This window comes from Sphingopyxis sp. 10G20-10, assembly GCF_057365075.1.
Window position 1 is genome coordinate 2387007 of sequence record NZ_CP195117.1, and the last position, 15335, is coordinate 2402341.

13 protein-coding genes are annotated in these 15335 nt (G+C 59.7%); 3 read left to right on the plus strand and 10 right to left on the minus strand.

The features are described 5' to 3' along the window. Positions 1–199: 199 nt before the first annotated feature. From ACR3XE_RS11625 to ACR3XE_RS11670, 10 genes are all read right to left on the minus strand, one after another. On the minus strand, positions 200–463 hold the full coding sequence (locus ACR3XE_RS11625; protein WP_473700032.1) for a GlsB/YeaQ/YmgE family stress response membrane protein: 264 nt from the start codon (positions 461–463) through the stop codon (positions 200–202). 949 nt (positions 464–1412) lie between these two features. Further along, entirely contained in the window at positions 1413–2729 is a 1317-nt protein-coding gene (locus ACR3XE_RS11630; protein WP_473700031.1) for a DUF2254 domain-containing protein, read from the minus strand. 30 nt (positions 2730–2759) lie between these two features. Continuing rightward, positions 2760–3758, minus strand: a complete 999-nt coding sequence (gene nadA, locus ACR3XE_RS11635; RefSeq protein ID WP_473700030.1) for a quinolinate synthase NadA — start codon at positions 3756–3758, stop codon at positions 2760–2762. Beyond that, a complete protein-coding gene (locus ACR3XE_RS11640) occupies positions 3755–4375 on the minus strand; it encodes a DUF4230 domain-containing protein (RefSeq protein ID WP_473700029.1) in 621 nt (206 codons plus the stop codon). The genes nadA and ACR3XE_RS11640 overlap by 4 nt, the downstream gene beginning before the upstream one ends. Next, positions 4372–5301 carry an MBL fold metallo-hydrolase gene (locus ACR3XE_RS11645; protein WP_473700028.1) on the minus strand — a complete coding sequence of 310 codons (930 nt, stop codon included), beginning with the start codon at positions 5299–5301 and terminating at the stop codon, positions 4372–4374. The genes ACR3XE_RS11640 and ACR3XE_RS11645 overlap by 4 nt, the downstream gene beginning before the upstream one ends. Positions 5302–5439: 138 nt before the next feature. Then, a complete protein-coding gene (locus tag ACR3XE_RS11650) occupies positions 5440–7203 on the minus strand; it encodes a M56 family metallopeptidase (RefSeq protein ID WP_473700027.1) in 1764 nt (587 codons plus the stop codon). Next, complete coding sequence (locus ACR3XE_RS11655; RefSeq protein WP_473700026.1) at positions 7200–7568, minus strand: BlaI/MecI/CopY family transcriptional regulator; 369 nt, start codon at positions 7566–7568, stop codon at positions 7200–7202. The genes ACR3XE_RS11650 and ACR3XE_RS11655 overlap by 4 nt, the downstream gene beginning before the upstream one ends. A 568-nt stretch (positions 7569–8136) precedes the next feature. Continuing rightward, the gene (gene grxD / locus ACR3XE_RS11660) at positions 8137–8466 is read right to left on the minus strand and encodes a Grx4 family monothiol glutaredoxin (RefSeq protein ID WP_473700025.1); all 330 of its coding nucleotides are present in this window, start codon (positions 8464–8466) and stop codon (positions 8137–8139) included. 56 nt (positions 8467–8522) lie between these two features. Next, positions 8523–8756, minus strand: coding sequence for a BolA/IbaG family iron-sulfur metabolism protein (locus ACR3XE_RS11665; protein WP_473700024.1), 234 nt, complete (start codon positions 8754–8756; stop codon positions 8523–8525). 18 nt (positions 8757–8774) lie between these two features. After that, positions 8775–9098 (minus strand): DUF1476 domain-containing protein, encoded by a 324-nt coding sequence (locus tag ACR3XE_RS11670; RefSeq protein ID WP_473700023.1) that lies wholly within the window; start codon positions 9096–9098, stop codon positions 8775–8777. Positions 9099–9323: 225 nt separating this feature from the next. Between ACR3XE_RS11670 and ACR3XE_RS11675 the strand changes: the two genes are divergently transcribed. The 3 genes from ACR3XE_RS11675 to ACR3XE_RS11685 are packed head-to-tail and all read left to right on the plus strand — an operon-like array spanning position 9324 to position 15261. Continuing rightward, the gene (locus ACR3XE_RS11675; RefSeq protein ID WP_473700022.1) at positions 9324–12428 is read left to right on the plus strand and encodes a CHAT domain-containing protein; all 3105 of its coding nucleotides are present in this window, start codon (positions 9324–9326) and stop codon (positions 12426–12428) included. Positions 12429–12431: 3 nt separating this feature from the next. Next, on the plus strand, positions 12432–14504 hold the full coding sequence (locus ACR3XE_RS11680; RefSeq protein ID WP_473700021.1) for a CHASE2 domain-containing protein: 2073 nt from the start codon (positions 12432–12434) through the stop codon (positions 14502–14504). Then, complete coding sequence (locus ACR3XE_RS11685; protein ID WP_473700020.1) at positions 14491–15261, plus strand: hypothetical protein; 771 nt, start codon at positions 14491–14493, stop codon at positions 15259–15261. Before ACR3XE_RS11680 ends, ACR3XE_RS11685 begins: the two co-directional genes overlap by 14 nt. The last annotated feature ends 74 nt before the right edge of the window (positions 15262–15335 follow it).

Here is a 15335-nt window from a genome sequence, read left to right on the forward strand (position 1 = left end):
GGTGTATTATCCGATTATATCACCGCTTGCAAGCGCCGAATATCGTTACTGTATGGCGGTTTATTCAGATGGAGATATAGCCTGAGCCGCGCTGTCACACCAGCAAATGTGCAGCGCAAAATTGCGCGCCTGCCACAGAAAAGGGCGACGCAACCTTGGTTACGCCGCCCTTTTCGTGATCAATATTGTTGTCAGGGGATCAACGAACGCTGCCCCGACGAATCAGGTTGATGATGCCAAGCAGAACCACGGCGCCAATAAAGGCCCAAAGCAGCCCGATGGGACTGAAAGTGCTGAGGCTTGCCCCCATGCCGAACATTCCGCCCAAAATATTGCCAAGAAACGCTCCGACTATACCGACAATGACATTCAGCAAAATGCCCTGCTGGGCGTCAGTGCGCATTACGATGCTGGCCAGCCAGCCGATAATTCCGCCAACAATGAGCGTAATAATGATTCCCATAATGATTCCTTCCCTATTCGAAAGCCCGAAAGAACCGCGCTTTTGCCTTCGTTCCGGCAAGTCCTTCACCGGAGCGCCCTGTTGTCCGGGCGATACTTCTAACAATGCAAGAGAAGGCGAAAAAGTTCCCGGTCACCGCCAAAAGGACAGTGACCGGGAAAGTTGGATCAGTTCCTGGTCGGGAACAGATCCGGGTCGCAAACAGGGGATAGACGGCAATATCGGACAGGGATGTGACAGCCATCACACCATGGTAAATAACAAGTTTCGGCTTATGGTTAATTGGCTGGAAAGTCAGGGCGCAGACCAATGGCGCATGGCGCGGTCGGGCCGATAATGCCGCCCAAACGAAATGGGGGCCGACATTTCTGTCAACCCCCACTATCCGGTATCACGTCTGACGACCACCAACTGGTTACTTCGTTCTGCTTCACTTGCGGTCAGCAGCCCGTCCAATAACCGGCCCGGGGTCTCCCGGCGCGTTCCGGCGGCGGCTTGGTCGGCCCCCTCGCGGGGGCCGGCCGCACCTGGAATGGTCTTCATCATCTTGTCCAAGCATCTGTCGAAACAGTCGCTCTCTAAGCGATGGGCTCCTTTCCTGAACCTGATCGGGTTCGCATCAACTCGTGGGAATCGCTACGTTCCGTGATCTGGTTATCTTTCAACTTCCTCGTTGATCCAGTCCGTTTTCTTCCGGATAGTCTTGCAACCGTCCTTCGTTTCCCGGTGGTCCAACGTCTTGGTCGTCCGATGATTTGAAGCTGACATGAAGCAGCCCGAGTGCCAACAAAAAAGCGACCAAATGTCGCGCCCTGACGCTCGTCGCTGTGGATAAGTCCGGCATTAGCAACAAGCAAAATGCTGCGCAGCATTTTTGTTACAAAGGTGCAGCATTTTCGGATTCGCCGATGACCATATAACGGCCTTCAATACGACTCACCAACGCCAATCAGCTGGTCTCGAAAGCCTTGCGCCGCGCATCGAGTCGCGCATATGCCGACGCATCCAGTGCGGATTTGGCATGGTCCAACATAGCATCAAGAACATCCAGCATGGCATCGCGGCGACCCGAATTGGCGGCAGCCGGAATCATATCGTCGACAATTTCAAAGAAATTGGCCGCGGCAACATCACTAGTCGCCACGGTCATGATCGCCGAGCCGAAACCGCGCTGCAAATAATGGTCGAACCCGTCCGCAAAGGGGTGAACACGCGCTATATCATATTCAGACTGCTCGGGGCCGCAGTCGAGGTTGCGCCTTGCCAGTTCGGCGGTTGCTGCGCCCAGCCAATTGAGCGCAGAAATCGCAGTAAAGGGGTCGTTGATCCCCGGCGACAGGGCACGGAGCGCAATTTCGACCAGCTCGTCAATCAGATAGTCGATGTCCTGTGCCGCCGACCGGCTCGACGCAATCGCGAAACAGGCGCGCAGTTCGCTCGCCAGATCATCGTCAACGGATTTGTCCCCGCTCCAGTACAACAGTGGCACGGTGCCATGGACAAAATCCCCGGTGCGACGGGCCAGAACAATCTCGCCCCCATATTCCTTGGCTAGTTCATCAAGCGATTCAAATTCGATGATGTCGATATAACCGGCGCGATGCGACACAATCTCTGCACCACGCGGCTTATGTGTGACAGGCTCGGCATCACCCTCATCGGGAAATCGCTCTTTCAAGTCTTTCAGCAAGCGGCGACCAATCCGCTCGATGACTTTGTTGATGCGAATGCTCGACGGGATATGATTGAGCAAATAGACGAGCACCGCCACCGACATCAACGTCAGGCCAAAGGCAATCAGCAGTGACAATTGCGGAACAAATCCCGGCGCCAATGTCGCCGCCGCATGACTGGCCGAAACCGCTTGTTCATCTTCACCGCGAATGACTCGCAGCACGAGCAGCGAATAGACAAAGGTGGCTATGAAGGTCGCCAGCGATAACTGGTTGCCGCGATCTTCCATGAAATTGGTCAGCAACCGCGGACCATAGGTGCCCGAAGCATAGGCCACCGCCGCAATGGTAATCGAAAAGACGGTCGCGGCCACGCCGATCATCGACCCGGCAATCAGCGACAACAGGCTCCGAGCGCCTTGCGGGCGGGACGGAGTCAGTAATTCGGTGCGTGCCAGAATTTCTGACGCGCCATGGCGGTCGAGCCAGATGGTGCCCATCGCCAGCGCAATGGCGGCCAGTGTAAACAGCGCCGGATAGAACCAATAGCTGGCGTTGATCGACACCCACGCCGAACGCAGACGCGCGATCATCTAGGGGCTATCCGGTGCCGAGGGGTATGATCAGTCCCCCGTCTTGGCACCCAAATCACCCTTGCCAACCGTCCCGCTTGCCATTTCGAGCATCCGGTCGAGGCTCTTCTTCGCGCCCAGCCGCAATTCTTCGTCCATTTCGATCCGTGGTTTCAGGTCACGCAAGGCCAGATAAAGTTTTTCCAGCGTATTCAGCGCCATATAGGGGCAAATATTGCAGTTGCAGTTGCCGTCGGCACCCGGTGCGCCGATGAAAGTCTTGCCCGGAACCGCCTTTTCCATCTGGTGGATGATATGCGGTTCGGTCGCGACGATCAGCGTGTCGCCGGGAAATTCCTTGGCGAATTTCAAGATGCCGCTGGTCGAACCCACATAGTCGGCATGGTCGATCACATGCGGCGGACATTCGGGGTGTGCGGCGACGGGGGCGTCGGGGTGTTGCGCCTTGAGCTTGAGCAGCTCGGTCTCGCTGAACGCTTCATGGACGATGCACACACCCGGCCACAGCAGCATTTCGCGCCCGAATTTTCGGTTGAGATAGCCACCCAGATGCCGGTCAGGACCAAAGATGATCGGCTGATTTTCGGGGATCTGGCTGATAATTGCCTCGGCACTCGATGAGGTAACGATGATGTCGCTGAGCGCCTTCACCGCCGCCGAACAGTTGATATAGGTCAGCGCGATATGGTCGGGATGCTTTTCGCGAAAGCGTTTGAACTGGTCGGGCGGGCAACTATCCTCAAGGCTGCAACCCGCATCCATATCGGGCAGAACGACAATCTTTTCCGGGCTCAAAATCTTTGCCGTTTCGGCCATGAATTTGACCCCGCAAAAGGCAATGACATCGGCGTCAGTGTCAGCGGCCTTGCGGCTAAGCTCTAGCGAATCTCCAACGAAATCGGCCAGATCCTGAATCTCGGGCTTTTGATAATAATGCGCCAATATCACGGCATTGCGTTCTTTGCGCAGCCGGTCAATCTCGGCCCGCAGGTCAAGGCCGGTCAGGTTTTCACGGATAGGAGCACTCATTCATTCGGCCTTTCATTACCGGCAAACACAGCCGTCACCGTGGCATCAATACCCGCCGCTCGCAACGGCATGGCAAAGCTTTGTTCGATGGCGTTGCGCGCCGCGCCGCGCGCTAGTCGCATCGGGGTTGCGCCCTTGGCCTGCTTGATCAGCTCGGCCTGTGCCGCCTTGCGGTTGGCGGCGTCCAGCACATCCTCGGCATTGGTCAGCGCCAGCAAAATCTCGCCATCGCGAAACTCGCTGATCGCATTGATGTCGATTTCGGGGCCAGCCAGCCGCAACGGCGGCAAGGTGATGGTCAGCGCCTTGTCGGCCCCGTCCCATGTCAGGTCTTTTTGTTTCAACTGGGCCAGATCAACCTCATAGCGCACTGTCCCGGGCATGATGAGCGTCTTTTTGGCCTGCAGCCCCAACCGGCTCTGCGTCGAAGTCACGACCGCAACATAGCGCGCGGTGAAGGGCACGAGTATATTCTGTTCCTGCAAGCCCTGCAGGCTCGCCGCCACCACCGTTTCGGGGTCAAAGCTGCGTTGCCAGCCGTCCCACGCACGCCAACCCATAAACAGCGCGGCGGCAAACAACAGCAAAAGACCGAGACGGAAAAGCCCGCGATTCATGCCACCAGTCTCCATATCTCTGCCTCGCGCGCCACGCGGCCCCTGTCTTCCAGATCGATCAGATGCGCTAGGACCGACCGTCCGGCGGCGCCATGCAAACGCGGGTCGAGCCCCTTGTACATATGCGATACCATGACAGGGATAGCGTTTGTGCCGCGCTCAAGTTCCCGCAAAATCTGACGTTCGCGCTGTTTGCGATGACCCAGCATCCCGCGCACCAGCTGGCGCGTCTTGGTCACGGCTGGGCCATGCGCGGGGTAAAAAATGCGGTCCTCACGCTCGTACAGCTTGGACAGGCTCGCCATATAGGCCGCCATATCGCCGTCGGGCGGGCTAACGACGCTGGTCGACCACGCCATGACATGATCGCCGGTGAACAAGGCATCGCTTTCACGCAGGGCATAGCAAAGATGGTTCGACGTGTGGCCGGGGGTCGCCACCGCTTCCAGCGTCCAGCCGTCGCCGCTCACCTGCTCGCCATCGGTCAAAATATGGTCGGGCGCATAGTCGGGGTCAAAGGCGGAATCGGCGCGCGGCCCATCGTCGCTCAGCGCCAGCGCCGCGCAGCCAATGATCGGCGCGCCGGTCGCTTGCTTTAGCGGCGCAGCGGCGGGGCTATGGTCGCGGTGGGTGTGGGTACAGAGGATCGCCGTCACCTTGGCATCGCCAACCGCGCGCAAAATGGCATCAACATGGCCCGCACCGCGCGCGTCAGGCGGATCGCCGATGCTCATCCCGCTGCCCGTCGGGCCGGGGTCGATCACCGCGACATCACGACCCGCACCAACGATCCATGTCTGGGTGCCTGTAAAAGTATAAGGCGACGGATTGGGGGCGAGCACGCGCCGCACCAGTGGTTCGTGCTGCTCGCAATCCCCCGCGCGGATGCTGTCGGGCCAAGGCTTCTCTTCGCTCACCCTTCCCATGTGGCATTGCGCCCGCAAAAGGAAAAGGGTGCGGGCGCAGAAAAGGGGACCAAAATCTTGACCCCCTTCCCCTCCTTCGTCGCCAACCGCGCCGGGGAAGACACGTTGGTGGCGATTTAAGGCTGCAATCGTCCGCGTTTATTTGCCGTGCTTCTCCATTTCGGCGATCGCCTTGTCGAGGTCGGCGGCAACCTTGGCGCGCATTTCGGCCGACAGGTTCGATGCGGTTTCACCCGTCACAAATTGTTCGCGCGCCTTTTTCATTCCCTGAATCTGGGCCGTCAGGTCCATGGTTGTGTCGCCACAGCGAAGCATCTTGATCGCCGAAACCGAACCATCCTTATCTTCGCTGCGGTCAACCAGCATCTTGGGCTTGCCGCCATTGGAGCAGTTCGCCAGCGCCATCGCTTGTCCGGAACCACGGCTCGACCATGATAGGGTGCGCGCACCATGGTCCTTGCGCTTGGCCTCCAACTTGTCGGCAACGGCCGCCGCCTTTTTCCCGCTAATCCCTTGCTCTTTCAACGCCGCGAGAATGTCTGCACGCGACAGGCTGGCAAGAATTTCCAGATGCTGGGGACCACTGCCGCCTTGCATGGCAAAGGCCAGCGCATGCGCGCGCGCGCCCTCGGCCTCTGCCACGGCTTGTCCGGCATCGCGCAGCGCCTGAACACGGGCCTTCTCGGCTAATTCGACCGCACGGCGAATTTCGATCTCGCGAATTTCCCGATGCGCGTCTGGTCCGTCAGTTCGGTCGGTCGTGATGACCATCACCCGATGCGCTTGATGCGGCGCAGCCGGAGCCTCTGGTGCCGCCGGGGGTTCCGGCGCGTCCGGAGCAGCGAGCGGACTTGGTGGCGCGAGCGGGCTTGGAGGGGCTGGCGGCGCGGGCGGGGCTGGCAGCGCGGGCACATCATTCAACGGATCGGCGGCACTCGCGATCGGGGCCGGCACCAATGTTGCGGTGGTGACAAGCGCCGCTACCGCCACACCGCCCAGCAACATGCGCCCGAACAGGCCCCGCCCTTTCGAAATATCCTGTCTCGTCAACATCGTTAGTCTCTCCTGCAAATTGTCATGCGCCGCCATCGGGGCCGCCAGGATCAGGCGCGGCCCAACCGCCGCCTTGGCGATTGCGGCGGCATACTGGGCGGTACGCGACAAGCGCTCGCCGTCATCCTCACCCGCACGCGCCATAGTCAGAACCCGCGCATCGCACGCCGCTTCCTGATCGAAACGAAAGGCACGCAGCGCCGCCCAGGCAAAAGGGTTGAACCATTGCGCCGCCAGCAAAATCAACGCGGCGGCATTGGCCCATAAATCACCGTGGCGGTGGTGCATCAGTTCATGATCCATCGCCAGCGCCCGCTCGTCGCCGTCATAACGGGCAAAGAAATCATACGGCACCGCGACATAACGCCGCAGCAAGCCAAAGGCGACGGGACCCGAAATAGCGTCCGACATCACCAACCGCGTCGACCCGATCGATTCCAGCGCCACGGCCCCCGTCAGCACATCGCGGCGAAACCGGCGATGAGAGGCAAACGCCGCCACCAGCACAAGGAACATTCCCGCCGTCCACGCACTGAACAACAGCGGTTCAAGATCGGGCAGCATCGAAACAGGCACCGCAGCTGCCGGCGGCGCATCTATCGGCATCATCATCGTCGCGTCGCCAACCGAACCCGGCAACAGGACAACCGGTGCAACCGGCGCAACCGGATTGCCAAAGGGCAATGGCGGCAGCACCAGCCGCAAACCGGGGATCAGCCACAGCGCATAGGTCAATCGCGGCCCGAAAGCCTTCGCAAACGGCTTCCGCACCACCAACACAGCCAGCACCAGCGCCGCCGTCACCAGCAGCGTGTGGCTCCAAAAATCGAACAGATCCACCCCGCTCATGACTTCAGCCTCCGCAGCAAGTCCTCGATTTCGCTGATATCGCTCTCGCTCAGCGCCTCGCGCTCGGCGAGGTGTGCGATCAGCGGGCTCACGCGCCCGCCGAACAGCCGGTCGACAAAGCGCTGGCTCTCGTCGCCCATCGCTTCGGCCCGCGTCACCGCCGGACGATACAGAAAGCGCCGTCCCTCGGTCTCGGCGGTCACCGCGCCCTTTTGCACCAGCCGCGCCAGCAAAGTCTTGATCGTCGCTTGGGTCCAGCCATTCGCCTCGCCAATGCGCGCGGTCAGTTCGGACGCGGTCTGCGGGGCTTCGTCCCACAGCGCGGACAGCACCTGCATTTCGGATTCGCTTGCTCTTTCGGCCATCGATCGTCCCTCCGTTCAACGCCAACTCGATCTACGACTACAGATGTAGTCATTAAACTGAACGGGGGATGAATGGCAGGGAAAGGGAATCATCGGCGGGCCAAGTGTCGGGAATTTTGACAGGTCCCACAGGCGTTTACCTTTGGTTAACCAGCGTCACCCGCCAAAATGCGTCGTGCGGACAAATTGGCACGGCAATTGAATAGTATGAGACGTTCCTGAGTGTTCCGCTCAACATGGAGCGGCGGGTGGCATCAGTCTGGTCCCTGATGCCACCCGCCCTCACCCGGGAAAACCCCACTTACCCTAGATAGCAAACGGGGGCGGCGCGGCCCAACGGCCCCGCCCCCCGAAGCTTCCTCATTCCGGCATGATCCGACGCGGCTGCTTACGACCCAGTTGCGGACATCAGCCGCCTCTGCGATGTAAGGTCATGGACCGTCGAGGCTACATATTTATCGCTGTAACTATAGCGCTTCTGTTCGCGCTAGCCTTTTACAGCGGGATGTTCATGCACGGCGATTGATGTCCGACTCCCACCCCCAAAGTAGACGTAAGTTAAGCTACGTCACTCCGCCTTGGCAGGAACCCCCGCCATCAAACCGTGCAGTTCGCCGGCTTCATACATTTCCATCATGATGTCGGACCCGCCGACAAATTCGCCCTTCACATACAGCTGAGGGATGGTCGGCCAGTCGGAAAATTCCTTGATGCCCTGACGCACTTCCATGTCCTGCAGCACATCGACGGTGCCATATTCGACGCCGATTCGGTCGAGCATCGCAATCGCGCGCGCCGAAAATCCGCATTGCGGGAACAGGGGCGTGCCCTTCATAAACAAAAGGACGGGGCTTTCCTTCACCATTGCGGTGATACGATCCTGGGCGGTGTCGGTCATAGTCTTGTCTCCAGGCGGGGGCGAAAGGCGCGTCCCGCAAAATCTTGCTCTGGTCCCTATGAAGGGACGCCGGTGGTCAATTGCAAGGCATGCAGTTCGCCGCCCATGCGTCCGCCAAGCGCGGCATAAACCGCTTTATGTTGGGCAACCCTCGATAATCCGCGAAAAGTCTCGCTCACCACATGGGCGGAATAATGGTCGCCATCCCCCGCCAGATCGGTGATCGACACGGTCGCATCGGGCAAAGCCGCCGCAATCATCGCCTGCAATTCTGCTTGCTGCATTGCCATCCCGTTTCTCCGCGCAGCCTACATCGTGTCCATAAACTGGCGGCGCGCCTCGACCGCCATATCGTTCAGCGCCGCGCGGATTTCGGCATCGCTGATCTCGATTTTCGCCGCGGTCAGGTCGCCCGCCAATTTGCGGATGACATCTTCGTCGCCCACTTCTTCAAAATCCGCCTGCACGACAGATTTGGCATAGGAGTCGGTTTCTTCGGGCGTCAGCCCCATTTTCACCGCCGCCCATTCGCCCAACAGCCGGTTGCGGCGGGCCGAAATTTTGAATTGCAGCTCCTGATCGCGCGCAAACTTCGCCTCAAATGCTTTTTGTCTGTCGTCGAAACTTTGCATTATGCCCTCACATCAAAAGTTGTCCTTCACAGATAGGTTGCCCGCAACAGCGGCGCAAGCGCGCAGGCGCCTTCATTCGCTTTGTGCGGCAGATCACTTCCATTTTGTGTTATAGGGCGTTAGGCTGCCCGCAACGGGAATGGGTCGCACCACAGAATTGATTTTAACACCATCGTCTGGCTTGAATGGCTGTGCGTGCGCGATGGTGATTTGGGGGAATGCGCTATGTCCGTTTTACATCACCGCTGGTTGGCTGGCATTGCCATCGCTGCGTTGAGCCTGCCGACGACGGTACAAGCGCAAACCGACGACCCGACAATGCGCGACAGCTTTGCCATTGGCGACAAGGGCGGATCGCTGTGCGAAGTGCAGGCAACGGTGCGCGATGGTGTCATTTCCGGCATGTTCGATCGCGCCTGGGTCATCATCTGCCGCGATGCCAGCCAACCGGTCGGCTATGTCCGCATGTTGCGCGCCGACCCCGACGCCGCGCTGGCACGGATCAACAGCAACCGGGCCGATACAGTCTCTTGCGATGCGGACGGCGCATGCACGGTCAAGGACAGCAACATCGCATGGAAAACGCGCCTCGAATCAAGCGGAAACACCAGCTATGTCGCAGAGGGCTTCGCCGCCTATGACGACGCGCTGAACATCGCGCTGGAATCGATCAAGGATCACAAGATCAAATCAGGGGTCATCAATGTTGCCTCGGTATCGGTGGGCGCCAATGATGGTTTCGCGCGGACGCTGGCCGGCAATATCGACGTCGATAAAGCTCTCGCCGAAGGCTATCGCCGCAACCAAAGTGGCAATTATGCCGAAGCCGCGGAATTTTTCGAGGCCCTGTCGCGGCGCACCATTGGGGAAGAAGGCGACGCGGGGCTCGACCCCACCGAATTCACGCTCAACCGCGCCCTGCAGAAATCCAATCTGGGCGAATTTGACGAGGCCGAGCGACTTTTCAAAGAAGTCGAAGCCATACCGACCGTCGACATGGTGCAAATGCGTCTGCGCCGTAATTTTCGCGCTATCCACGCACTTAACCAGCGCGATTATGTGACGGCCGCAGAGATTTTGACCAATCCGCTCCCCGCGATTCCCAGCGCGTTGACGGTAAGTGATGGTGCCGTAACGCTGACGCCGGATATCGCAGCCGGAATCAACAGCAGCGACAATGCGCGCACGGTCCAGCAAAGCTCTGATCGCGAACATTTAACCCCGATAGAGCGGGCGCAGATCATCGATGCCCAAGCGGTTCATTTGCTGGGCACGACCGAACGATTGCGCGGCGACCCCAAGGCGGCGGAACGGGATCAGAACAAGGCACTCACCGATGCCGTGGCCGTTCGCGAAGGGCGGGTTACGTCAATCGTCCGATTGCGGTCCCAGATTTTGGGCGAACTTGCACTGGCCGAAGAAGCTTTGGGCAAGATGGACACGGCGCGTTCCAGATTTCAGGAATCAGTCAATGTCCTCGCGGTTGAATATCCCGAGACCAATGCGCTGGCCTCGGCACGCGCACGCTTTGCATCTTTTCTGGCCCGACACGGAGAAGATGACGCGGCGCTGACGATTTACAAGCAAATCATCGGCGACCTCGCGGCGACCCAACGGTCCACCACCGGCATGGCCAATCTGATGGCCCCCTATTACCGCTTGCTTGCCGAACGCGCGGCAAGCGATCCCACCGCGATCACCGACTTTTTCTTTGCCAGCCAGCTTCAGGTGCGTCCTGGTGTCGCCGACACGCAGGCCGTGCTGGCGCGCGAACTATCGGGCGGCACCAACGAAAGCGCACGACTCTTCCGTCAGGTTACGACGCTCAACCGCGATATAGAGCGCGCGCGGATTGAGGATGCCCGCCTCGCCCAACTCGAAGCAACGCCCGACATTGTGGCAACACGGACCAACCTCGCGCGCAGACTGACCAATTTGACCTTCCAGCAGTCCGAATCCTTGATCCGGCTCAGCGCCTTTCCGCAGTATCGTGCGGTGTCACAGGACAAGGTCGATCTGGCTGGACTGCAATCGACGCTGAAAGACGACGAGGCCTATGTAAAAATGCTCGTGGTTGGCCAAGGCGTCTATGTGATGCTGATCGAACCCAATGACGCGCATTTGTGGCGCGCCGATATCAGCGATGATGATCTGACTCAGGAAGTCGACGCGCTGCGCTCGACAATCTCGGTCGTCGAAAATGGTCGCCGCCTCACCTATCCCTTTGACGCCGCGACATCACGTAAGCTCTATAAGCAGCTTTTTGGCCCCGTCACGGATCGCCTGCCCCAGATTGCCAAGCTGATCTTTGAACCCGATGGCGCCATGCTGCGCCTTCCGATCAACCTGTTGATTACGTCGGATACGGGGCTTGCCGCCTATGAAGAACGGGTGATTGATCCCAGCGCCAACCCCTTTGACATGCGCAACATTGCCTGGCTGGGCAAAACAACCCGCGCCAGCACGGCTGTGTCGCCGTCGGCGTTTCACAACGCCCGACTGGCCGCGCCATCGAACGCGACCGACGAATATTTCGGCTTTGGCCAGAATCAGCCGGCGCTGGCCAGCCAGCCCGCGGTTGCCCACCGCGGCGCGATTCCGGGCGGGCCTGACCAGCAATGCCAATGGGATCTGTCGGTGTGGAACCGGCCCATCTCTGCCAAGGAACTGATCAAAGCCCGGTCGATATTGGGCCGCGACGACTCTATGGTTCTGACCGGGGCCGGTTTTTCGGACGACGCCGTCTTGGCGCGCACCGATCTGGCCAATTACCGCATCCTGCATTTTGCTACCCACGGCTTGGTGACGGCGCCGCGCATCGGCTGCCCTGCACGCCCGGCGCTGGTGACATCCTTTGGCAAAGACGGCTCGGATGGATTGCTGACCTTTCAGGAAATTTTCGACCTCAAACTCAACGCCGATCTTGTCATCCTGTCCGCCTGTGACACGGCGGGCGCCGCATCGGTCAGCGCCACCCGCGCCGCCGGCATATCCAGCGGCGGCGGCAACGCCCTCGACGGGCTGGTGCGCGCCTTCATCGGCGCGGGCAGCCGTTCGGTGGTCGCCAGCCACTGGCCGGTCCCCGATGATTTTGACGCAACCAATCGCCTGATCGACGGCCTGTTCACCTCGCCCGCCGGGACGCCGATGGTCGATGCACTATGGGGTGCGCAGAAAAGGCTAATGGCCGACCCGCAGACCTCACACCCTTATTATTGGGCGGGCTTCGCCATCATCGGTGACGGAAACCAACCGGTCATCCGCCCCAAAACCCCCAGCCCGACCACGACAGCTCTGGTTGGCAAGCCCCTGCACGATGCTGCGCGCTGATTGATGACGGATAATCCGGTACAGGACCCCGCGACTGAAGCCGCGCCCGCGCGCGTTCCAATGCGAAAGCGCGTTCGTCGCATGGTGATGCAGCTTGGTCCCACCCGGATGGTGGCGACGATCTTATTCCTGTTGATCGCGATTTTGATTGCGCGTCTAAGCTGGTCGCTCCCTCTTGCCCAAGATGCCGAGCGCGCACTCTATGACACCCGCGCCACGCTGATGGCGCCGCGCGTGGAACAGGACCAGCGCATCGTCATGATCACCTATACCGACGAAACCCTGTTCAACACCGGCATCCGGTCGCCGCTTGACCGATCTTTATTGGCGCGCGCGCTGGGCAATATCGACAAAATGGGGGCCAAGGCGATCGGCATCGATATTGCCTTTGATTCACCGCGTCCCGACGATCCGGAACTCAAGGCGCAGTTGCGCGCGATGCAAACGCCAACATGGCTCGCCTATGCCGAACAATCGAGCAATCCCAATGCCATCCAATATGAACAGCAAGAATATCTGAAACGCTATCTGGCCGATGTGACGACCGAACACACCCGGCCCACCAGTGTGTTGTTTCAAACCGATGATGATGGCGTGATCCGGCACTGGCCCAATCGCCCCGCCAATCTGCCGCCTTTGATGGCCAATGCGATGGCGCCGGTAAATCCGGCTTATGCCAATTATCAGGGCAATATCCGCTTCCTCCTTCCCAAGCGTGTGACAAAGGGACAGGAGGAAACCGTCTTCGTCAAAATTCCTATCGACAGCTTTGCTATCGATATGGACGATGACATGCGCGCCGCTTTTGCCGAGGCGGTCAAAGGTCGCTATGTTCTGATCGGCGGCGATATTATCGGCAATGATCAATTTAACACGCCGCTCACCCGTCTCCCAGACCTGCAGACCGGCATCCGCGGAACGATGATCGGGCTAGAGGTGCACGCACATATGCTGGCACAACAGCTCGATGACATCTGGCCCAATCCCATCCCGCCCGTTTCGCTGTGGTTGCTCGCCATTTTGGTGGTCGCGGCTGGTGGCCTGACCAGCCTCAGCGAATTGCGCGCGCGCTGGGCTGCGCTGGTTTTCGGCGGGCAATTGATATTTTTTGTCGCTTTCCCCTTCTGGCTTCAAAGGCAAGGTGTCGACACCACCACCCTGCCAGCCTTTGGCTGGGCGGTCGGCTGGTTCCTCGGTTATGCCGCCGTGGGAACGGCAGCGCGTACCATCGGCTCGCGACAGCGCGCCTTTGCGCAGTCGGCGCTCGGCAAATATTTGCCCGTCGATGTCGCGGCAAAGATTATGCGCGACCCCGACCAACTGGCATTGCACGGCGAAAAGCGCGAGATTTTTTGCGTTTTCACCGACCTTGAAGGCTTTACGAAACTCAGCCATGCGATCACACCGGAAACGGTGGCGCGCTTGCTCAACGAATATCTCGACCGTTTGAGCGAAGTGGTGCTGATGCATGGCGGCACAATCGACAAATTTGTTGGCGATGCCGTGGTGGCCTTTTGGGGCGCCCCGCTGCGGCGGCCCGATGATGGCGAAAAAGCGGCCGCGGCGGCCTTCGCCATGCACGAAGCGGGCGAAGCATTCCGCCGCGACATGGCAGAGGGCGTGCCGCCGATCGGCATGACCCGCGTCGGACTGCATGTCGGCGATGCGATTGTCGGCAATTTCGGTGGCGAAGGCCGCATACAATATACCGCGCTTGGCGACAGCATGAACACCGCCGCGCGGCTCGAATCTGCGAACAAGAGCCTCAAGAACGGAGTGCTCATCAGCCGCGAAGCCGCCGAACGGTCAGAGCGCGACGATCTGATCCCTATGGGCCGCGTCACCTTGCGCGGCAGAGCGCAGCCGGTCGATGTTTTCACGCCGCGCCCTGATCTCACGAAGGAGCAGCGAGATCTGGTGTCGGCGCTGGTCTCGGCGCATGATCAAGCGAATAAAAAGGCCTATGTGACCTGTGCCACAGAGCTACGATCAGAAATGAGTCAGGATACAGCCATCATGTTTTTGATAGATCGTTTGGATCAAACCCAAAAAGGAGAAAGCTATGCCCTTTCCTAAAACCAACCGCCGCTGGATGTTCGCGGCGACCGCCATCGTCATGGCGGTCGCCTGGACCGGCACCGCCGCGGCGCAATCGATGATTGTGCGCTCGACCGGCCCATCGGCGAGCAAATATCCTATCGGTACCAAATTCAAGCCGACGGACCGGCTATCGCTGGTGAACGGTGATCGGGTGGTCCTCTTGCAAAGCGGCAAGACGCGCACTTTGTCCGGACCCGGCACATTTGGCGCGTCGGGAACGGTGCAGGCCAGTCAGACGTTGAACTCAACCGTGTCGCGGATGATCGCCCGGTCGCCCGGTCGCCCGCGCGGCGGGTTTTCGCGCGGTGCTCCCGACCCGGTACTGACCGATGTGCGGGCACCCAATTTGTGGTTGCTCGATTATCGCCAGAGCGGCAATTTCTGCGTCCTCGACCCGGCAACCTTGCTCTTGTGGCGTCCCGACATGGGCACCGATACGCTACTCAAGATCGAAACCGGTGAGGGCGCCAGCGCCAAGTCGGACACGGTGGCGCTAGTCAGCGGAGCGAATTACCGCAAATGGCCCACCGAAACTATGCCAATCCAATATGGCGTCGATTATCGCCTTTCGGGCGCTGGCCTGACTGCACCGGTCAAGATTCATTTCACCAAGGTCGACACGCCGCCACAATCGGCCGAAGAATCGGTCAATATGCTGGTCAGCAAAAGTTGCTCACCACAGCTTGACCGGCTTGTCGATACCATGGCCGAAACCGATGGGGCCGCTGGCTGATGTCGGTGGACCGGCGTTGATACGCCGGTCCTGTTCTGATAAGGTTCTAACCAACTAAGCTGCCGCAAGAGCGC

What these genes read in the sequence shown, in the direction of transcription:
- ACR3XE_RS11655 (WP_473700026.1), bottom strand. Translation starts at nt 7,568, where the DNA reads ATGGCCGAAAGAGCAAGCGAATCCGAAATGCAGGTGCTGTCCGCGCTG.
- nadA (WP_473700030.1), bottom strand. Translation starts at nt 3,758, where the DNA reads ATGAGTGCTCCTATCCGTGAAAACCTGACCGGCCTTGACCTGCGGGCC.
- ACR3XE_RS11665 (WP_473700024.1), bottom strand. Translation starts at nt 8,756, where the DNA reads ATGGCAATGCAGCAAGCAGAATTGCAGGCGATGATTGCGGCGGCTTTG.
- ACR3XE_RS11650 (WP_473700027.1), bottom strand. Translation starts at nt 7,203, where the DNA reads ATGAGCGGGGTGGATCTGTTCGATTTTTGGAGCCACACGCTGCTGGTG.
- ACR3XE_RS11630 (WP_473700031.1), bottom strand. Translation starts at nt 2,729, where the DNA reads ATGATCGCGCGTCTGCGTTCGGCGTGGGTGTCGATCAACGCCAGCTAT.
- grxD (WP_473700025.1), bottom strand. Translation starts at nt 8,466, where the DNA reads ATGACCGACACCGCCCAGGATCGTATCACCGCAATGGTGAAGGAAAGC.
- ACR3XE_RS11680 (WP_473700021.1), top strand. Translation starts at nt 12,432, where the DNA reads ATGACGGATAATCCGGTACAGGACCCCGCGACTGAAGCCGCGCCCGCG.
- ACR3XE_RS11640 (WP_473700029.1), bottom strand. Translation starts at nt 4,375, where the DNA reads ATGAATCGCGGGCTTTTCCGTCTCGGTCTTTTGCTGTTGTTTGCCGCC.
- ACR3XE_RS11685 (WP_473700020.1), top strand. Translation starts at nt 14,491, where the DNA reads ATGCCCTTTCCTAAAACCAACCGCCGCTGGATGTTCGCGGCGACCGCC.
- ACR3XE_RS11670 (WP_473700023.1), bottom strand. Translation starts at nt 9,098, where the DNA reads ATGCAAAGTTTCGACGACAGACAAAAAGCATTTGAGGCGAAGTTTGCG.
- ACR3XE_RS11625 (WP_473700032.1), bottom strand. Translation starts at nt 463, where the DNA reads ATGGGAATCATTATTACGCTCATTGTTGGCGGAATTATCGGCTGGCTG.
- ACR3XE_RS11645 (WP_473700028.1), bottom strand. Translation starts at nt 5,301, where the DNA reads ATGGGAAGGGTGAGCGAAGAGAAGCCTTGGCCCGACAGCATCCGCGCG.
- ACR3XE_RS11675 (WP_473700022.1), top strand. Translation starts at nt 9,324, where the DNA reads ATGTCCGTTTTACATCACCGCTGGTTGGCTGGCATTGCCATCGCTGCG.